Raw genomic sequence first — 7,344 nt, 5'->3', positions numbered from 1 at the left:
GGAAATAGCTAAATTTAAAAAGCAGCTAAAAGAAATATCAGAAAAGAAAAGAAATAGGAAATTAAAAAATATAGAAGATATTTTAAAATCTAAAAATATAACTAAGGAAATAGGAAATAAGCTATTAAAAAAATCATCTAATGAATTATCTAAACAAATGGAAAAGTTATCTGAAAAAATAAATAATATGTCAGAAGATGAGCTAAAAAGGGCCAGTGATGATCTTAAGAAATTATCTGAAATGTTAAAGGATAATCCAAAGTTTACAAATGCATTAAGTAATTTATCTAAAGAACTTTCTCAAAATATGGAGGGTAGTAATATAGATGGTCATCTAAATAGTTTAGCCGATGCTATTAATGGATTAATGGGAAGTAATAATATGTCAAATGGTATGTCTAATCTTTTAAACTCATTAAACCAACTAAATAGTAAAGTAGGTGAGATGTCCTCAAACAAGATGGGCAGTGGACCATCCAAGGGACAGGGTACAAATGGAAATGGAGCAACTAAGGGGGGCAGTAAACAGCAGAGTGGCCGAGGACAGGGGCAAGGACAGGTACAAGGGCAAGGCCAAGGACAAGGCCAAGGACAAGGCCAAGGACAAGTACAAGGGCAAGGCCAGGGGCAAAATGGTAATGGAAAATCTTCAAATGGTAGTGGAAAGGGTAGAGGTGTTGGAAGTTCAGATAACTATGAAAAGATATATGCCCCTAAGGATTTAAATGAAGAAAGCTATAAAACAAATGTAAAGGTAGATTCAAATAACAAGGGTGATAGTAATACTATGGAAGTAAAGAAAATGGGCAATAGATTAGGAGAGCCTATACCCTATAATGAAGTTTTAAACACCTATAAAAATAGAGCATATGAAAAATTAGATAAGAAAAACATACCAGTTAATATGAAGGAAACTGTAAGAAAATACTTTAGTGAATTGGAATAAAAAGGGGATGGAAAAATGGAGATAAGGGAAAAAGACTTAATAGATTTCAATGAAAAGGTTGCTTTAATAAAAAAGGAAATAGGAAAGGCAATAATAGGTCAAGAAGATGTTATTGACTTGGTTTTGATAGCAATGTTATCTGGAGGAAATGTTTTACTAGAAGGGGTTCCTGGACTTGGGAAAACCCAGCTAGTTAAAACCATAGGAAAGGTTTTGGACTTAAATTTTTCAAGGATACAGTTTACTCCGGATTTAATGCCCGCCGATGTAGTAGGGACTAATATTATAACCCATGATAAAGATGGTAGAAGTCAATTTACCTTTAATAAAGGACCTGTATTTAGTAATATTGTATTAGCCGATGAGATAAATAGGGCTACTCCAAAAACCCAAAGTGCCATGCTTGAGGCGATGCAGGAGAAAACAGTAACTGTAGGAAATAGTACATATAAATTGGATAAACCATTTTTATTGTTAGCCACTCAAAATCCAATTGAAATGGAGGGAACCTATCCATTACCGGAAGCTCAAATGGACAGGTTTTTATTTAAGCTAAATGTTAAATTCCCAAGTATAGATGAATTATCTGAAATAGTTAATATTACAACAGGGAAAGATGAAAAAAAGTTAGATAGGGTTAGTAGTGATGATGAAATTATTAAAATGATGGAAATATCTAAAAATATTCCAGTATCTAAAAAGGTTATGGATTTTGCAATGGCAATTATTGTAGCAACCCATCCAGAAGATAACAGTAGTCCCGATATAACTAAAAAATATGTGAGGTTTGGGTCAAGTCCCAGAGGAGCTCAGGGGATAATAAAATCTGCTAGAGTTAAAGCTCTTATGGAGGGAAGATATAATGTATCCTTTGATGATATAACCTATGTGGCATATCCAGTATTAAGACACAGAATAATCCTAAATTTTGAAGGGGTAGCAGATGGAATTACTACTGATTTTATAATCGATGAAATAATAAAGGCTGTTAAGGACTCAAAGTAAGATATTAATTTAAAATTAAAGGGAATGATTTTATGGAAGATAGACTTTTAGATAGTGACTTTTTAAAGAAGCTTAATGGTTTCAAATTAAATACTAATATTATATTAAATAAGGGCTATAGCGGGGAAAGAAAATCTAAGAGCAAGGGGGATTCCGTTGAATTTTCAGACTTCAGGGAATATACCCCAGGAGATGACTTCAGAAAAATAGATTGGAATGCATATGGAAGATTTGAAAAACTGTTTATAAAGCTTTTTATGGAAGAAAGGGAATCTTTAATAAATATATTTTTAGATTCATCTAAATCAATGGACTTTGGAGAGTTCAATAAATCCTTTATATCAAAAAAGATAGCTTTAGCCTTAGGCTATATTGGAATATCGGGATTAGATAGGGTTAATCTATATACTATAGAAGGGGAAAATTTACAGGATATGGGATATATAAAGGGGAAAAATAGCCTTAATAGATTAATAGGTTATCTAGATAATATAAAGTTTAATAGTATATATGATTTATTTAAATCAATAGAAAAAAAGACCTATAAAAGGGGAATCAGCATAATAATATCCGATTTATTTACAGAAAATCTTGAGGATACAATAAAATATTTATCGTATATGAATCAAAGTATTATTATTATCCATGTATTAAGCAAAGAAGAATTAAAACCTAAAATAATGGGAGATGTAAGATTAATAGACAGTGAAACATTGGAAGATAAGGATATCTCAATTACTCCCAAAATTTTAGATGCCTATAATAAAAACTTAGATTTATATTTAAATAATGTGAAAGAAATATCAAGGAAATATGGTTGTTTTTATAGCCTTATCTCCACAGAGGTTTCAATGGATAAAATCTTATTTGATAATCTTATTAGAACAGGGATATTGAGGTGATAATATGAGTTTTTACTCCCCTATTTATTTTCTATTTTTAATGGGTTTAGTTCCTATCATATTAATGTATTTACTAAAAAAGAAACATAGGGAGTTTCAAGTGTCCAGTAATTTTTTATGGGAAAAAGCAATAAGAGATATAGAGGCCAATAAACCTTGGCAAAAACTTAGAAAAAACTTATTACTATTGTTACAAATAATATTATTTATATTATTAGTTTTGGCATTAACCAACCCCTATTTATTATCCGATGAAAAGGAGCTTGAAAATTTAATAATAGTTTTAGATACCTCTGCCAGTATGCAAAGTATTGAAGGTGGAAGTTCTAGGTTTAATAAAGCCAAAGCTCAAATTAAAAATATAGTTGATGATATACCCAATGAAACTTATATAACCCTAATAAATATGGAAAATACACCTAAAGTTGAGATTAGTAATAGTAATAATAAGTATATGATAAAGGATAAATTAAAAAATATAATTGTAACTAATAAAAGTGATAGCATAGGTGACACACTATCATTAATTAAGTCATTTGCTAAAGAATATGATAATTATAGGGTTCTATTTTATACCGATAAAAAGATAAATATAGATAATGACAATTTTATCATTAAAAATCTTAATAATAATGGCATGAATACTGCCATTGAAAAAATAAGTCATAGTAGAAGCGATGAAGGAATAGTTTTATTAACCACTATAAGCAATTATTCTGATAAAAAGGTAAATGGTGATTTAAGTATACATAATAATAATGAGGTAATAGATATTAAGGAAATTACACTAGAGGCTAAAGAAAGTAAGGATATCTACTGGGATAATCTACCTAACAATATAAATGTTATAAGGGGAGAACTGGATATAAATGATAGCTTAGATATAGATAATAACAGATATCATATAATAAATAATAAATCAGTAAATAAAGTATTATTAACCACAAAAGGAAATATATTTTTAGAAAAGGGATTTTCCATAAATAATGATATAGAGCTATATAAGACAGATGAAGTTATGGAAGATGTGGATGGTTATGATTTATATGTTTATGATGGTATGTTACCTAAAGAACTTCCTGACGATGGAAATATAGTTATATTTAGTCCAAATAATACTTCATTTATAGAAGATGGCATATACGATGGTAGTGACGGTATAAGAATAGTAAGTGATGATTTATTTAGCTATCTAGATATGAATTTTAGCATAGAAAAGACAAAAATACTAAAGAAGCAGAACTGGGGACAACCTTTAATAACATTAAACAATAAACCAATACTTATAAAAGGGGAAAATGGAAACCAAAAGTACATAATAGTGGGATTTGATCTTCACAATACTGATTTTCCATTGAAGATGGAGTTTCCGATTTTTATTCATAATATACTTGATTACTCTTTAAACATGGACTCATTAAAAACCTTTTCTGTATTATCGGGGGAAAGTTTAAAAATTGATATGTCTCCAAAGGTTACAGAAGCCTATATAACAAACCCTAAGGGAAATAGAGAAAAAATAGCACCTCCCTTTCCAATAATTCCCTTTAGTAATACCAATGAAATAGGCATATATAAATTGGAAGGATTGGCCAATAATGAAACTATTACTAATTACTTTGTGTCTAATGTTGATACAGAAGGGGAATCTATAAACATGAAACAATATAACCAGAACTTTGAAATAGGGGAAAACAAAGAAGATGATATAACCACTAAAAGGGAGTTAAGAAATATTTTTATTTGGATAATATTGATACTACTTCTTATAGAGTGGGGGGTGTATAACCGTGGATATTAGCTTCATAAATCCAGGGATACTTCTTATAATACCTATTATTTTAGCTGTTATAATATATACAGCTATTAAGTTAAATAGAATAAATAAAAGAAAACTAAAACCTATATTGATAGTGAGGAGTATAATAGCCATATTACTAATATTAGCTTTAAGTGGTTTACACATAAAAATGTCTTTAGATTCTATTTCAACAGTATTTTTAGTGGACTTATCTGAAAGTGTTTCAGGAAATCAGGAAAAATTTAAAAGTTTTATAAAAGAGTCTATAAAGGATAAATCCCCAAATGATAAAGTTGGGATTGTTACCTTTGGTAAAAAAGGTGAAGTGGAATATCCTTTATTTAAAGAAATGAAGAATATCGAGTTTCTAACAACTCCTGGAGAGGACTTTACAAATATAGAAAAGGGATTGAAGTTATCCCAGGCATTATTTTCTGATGATACAAATAAAAGGATAGTCCTTCTTACAGATGGTATTGAAAATATAGGCAATAGTATAAAAGAAGCAGATACTATGAAGGGAAACAATATAGATTTTAAAGTATATAAGGTTAAGAACAATATATATGAAGATGTACAGATAAATAATATAGTTCTGCCTGAAAACATCCATGAAAATCAAAAATTTGATGTAGTGGTGGAAATTTACAGCAATGTAAAAACTGAAGGGGATATTTCATTATATTCAGATAGACAGTTGGTTAGTCAAGAGGAAGTAGTAATAGAAAAAGGAAAAAATAGATTTCTATTTAAAGATAAAGGAGACAGAAGTGGATTTAAAGGATATAAAGCCATAGTAACTGCTAAAAAGGATACAATAACTGAAAATAACTCCTATTCAAGTTATGTAAATATCAAGGGAAAGCCCAATGTGTTAATTATAGATGGAAAAAGTGGTGGCGCTAGGGAATTGTCAAAGATATTGTTATCAAAGGATATTAATATAACTGATATAAAGGACAAAGAGGCACCAACGTCAATAACAGAATTGACAAAGTACAAATCAATAGTATTAAGTGATGTATCTTTAGAAAATGTAAACGAAGAATTTATTAATTTATTAAAAATATATGTTAGAGACTATGGTGGGGGACTAGTTGTAACTGGAGGAGAAAATAGTTATGGTTTAGGTGGGTATTATAAAACACCCCTTGAAGAGATACTACCTGTAAATATGGAGATGAAGATTAAAGGTCAAGTACCTAGTCTAGGGTTAATGCTAATAGTGGATAAATCAGGAAGTATGTCTTCTGATAATAAATTAGAGCTTGCAAAGGAAGCAGCAATAAAATCTGCCCAAGCTAGAAAGCCTAAAGATCAAATAGGAGTTGTTGCCTTTGATGGTAGTCCAAAGATAGTTATAAAGCCATCGAAAGACCAAAATTTAAATGACATAAAGAAGAATATTTCAACCATAAGTTCCGATGGAGGAACCAGTATAATCCCAGCATTAAAAACAGGTTATGCCCTTTTAAAAAAAATTGATACAAAGCAAAAACATATTATATTGTTAACCGATGGACAAGGTGAAGACAGGGGATATAGTAAGCTGATGGATAGTATAATAAGTGATAATATAACATTATCAACAGTAGCCGTTGGAGATGGAGCAGATGGAAGACTTTTAGAGGGCCTTGCTAAAATGGGAAGGGGTAGATATTATTTTGTAGACGATTATTCTAGTCTACCAGAGATATTTACAAAGGAATCCTTTTTAGCATCTAAGTCTTATATCAATAATAGAACATTTTCTCCAATCATTAATTATCCCCATAAATTAATAACTGGATTTAACCAGGGACTTCCATATCTAGATGGTTATATATCAACATCAGAAAAAGATAGAGGGGAAATAATACTGAAAAGTGATAAGGGAGAGCCTATACTGGCCACTTGGCAATATGGTTTGGGAAAAACTGTTGCATGGACTTCTGATATAAAAGGAAGGTGGACTAAGGATTATCTAAACTCAGATATGGGAATAGACTTTTTTACAAAGTTAATTGAATGGACATTACCAACATTATCAGATGAAAATATAACCCTTAAGTCAGTAAATAAAGGGGATAAAATAGAGATAGTAGCTAAGAATCCAAAGCTAAAAAAACAATATAAAACCACTGCCAGTATATTAACCCCTGATAATAAGAAGATGGAAATAGACCTTAAAGTAGAGAAACCAGGAGAATATAGAGGTGAAGTTCCAATAGATAGAAGGGGAAACTATATAATAAAGGTAAATCAATTTGAAAATGGCAATAAGATAAATAATATTAATGATGGAATAGCTATTAATTATCCTAAGGAGTATGATTTTAGTAATATTTCCAGCAGATTAGATTTATTATTAAATAAAACAGAAGGGAAATTAATATCAAGTCCAGAGGAAGTATTTGAAGATGATTTTAATAGAACATATGGAATGAAGGATTTAACTAATGGATTATTAATATTAGCATTGTTATTATTTATATTGGATATTGCCATAAGAAGGCTAGATTTTAATTTTAAAGTATTGAATATTGCTAGGGAAAAAAAGGAAGAAGAAAAAAGGTATGATACCCATTCCAGGGTAAAACAAAAGAAAAAGAATAAGAGAAAAGAAGAAGATGTAAAAGAAGAGGATGATAAAAAATTAAATACTTCGAGACTATTAAAGGCGAAGAGGAAAGATAAAAAGTAGACTAACT

General features: G+C 29.9%; 5 protein-coding genes. All 5 read left to right on the top strand.

Annotation, left to right across the window (positions count from 1 at the left end; all coding sequences use genetic code 11):
* Positions 1-946 (top strand): hypothetical protein (locus tag V6137_RS11785; RefSeq protein WP_425448138.1); only part of this gene is annotated, 946 nt, incomplete at its 5' end.
* Between the two features lie 15 nt (positions 947-961).
* Positions 962-1,951, top strand: a complete 990-nt coding sequence (locus tag V6137_RS11780; RefSeq protein ID WP_425448137.1) for an AAA family ATPase — start codon at positions 962-964, stop codon at positions 1,949-1,951.
* Positions 1,952-1,983: 32 nt separating this feature from the next.
* A complete protein-coding gene (locus V6137_RS11775) occupies positions 1,984-2,853 on the top strand; it encodes a DUF58 domain-containing protein (protein WP_425448136.1) in 870 nt (289 codons plus the stop codon).
* A 4-nt stretch (positions 2,854-2,857) separates the two neighbouring features.
* Positions 2,858-4,654 carry a vWA domain-containing protein gene (locus V6137_RS11770; protein WP_425448135.1) on the top strand — a complete coding sequence of 599 codons (1,797 nt, stop codon included), beginning with the start codon at positions 2,858-2,860 and terminating at the stop codon, positions 4,652-4,654.
* Positions 4,644-7,337 (top strand): VWA domain-containing protein, encoded by a 2,694-nt coding sequence (locus V6137_RS11765; protein WP_425448134.1) that lies wholly within the window; start codon positions 4,644-4,646, stop codon positions 7,335-7,337. Before V6137_RS11770 ends, V6137_RS11765 begins: the two co-directional genes overlap by 11 nt.
* Positions 7,338-7,344: the final 7 nt, after the last annotated feature.

Source organism: Dethiothermospora halolimnae (assembly GCF_037577855.1).
Classification (GTDB): Bacteria; Bacillota; Clostridia; order Tissierellales; family VENL01; genus Dethiothermospora; species Dethiothermospora halolimnae.
The sequence above is the reverse complement of the archived record's forward strand: the minus strand, read 5'-3'. Positions and strand labels throughout refer to the sequence as shown.

Excerpts from the sequence above, each read along its gene's own strand:
- V6137_RS11780 (WP_425448137.1), top strand. The coding sequence starts at position 962 with ATGGAGATAAGGGAAAAAGACTTAATAGATTTCAATGAAAAGGTTGCT.
- V6137_RS11770 (WP_425448135.1), top strand. The coding sequence starts at position 2,858 with ATGAGTTTTTACTCCCCTATTTATTTTCTATTTTTAATGGGTTTAGTT.
- V6137_RS11775 (WP_425448136.1), top strand. The coding sequence starts at position 1,984 with ATGGAAGATAGACTTTTAGATAGTGACTTTTTAAAGAAGCTTAATGGT.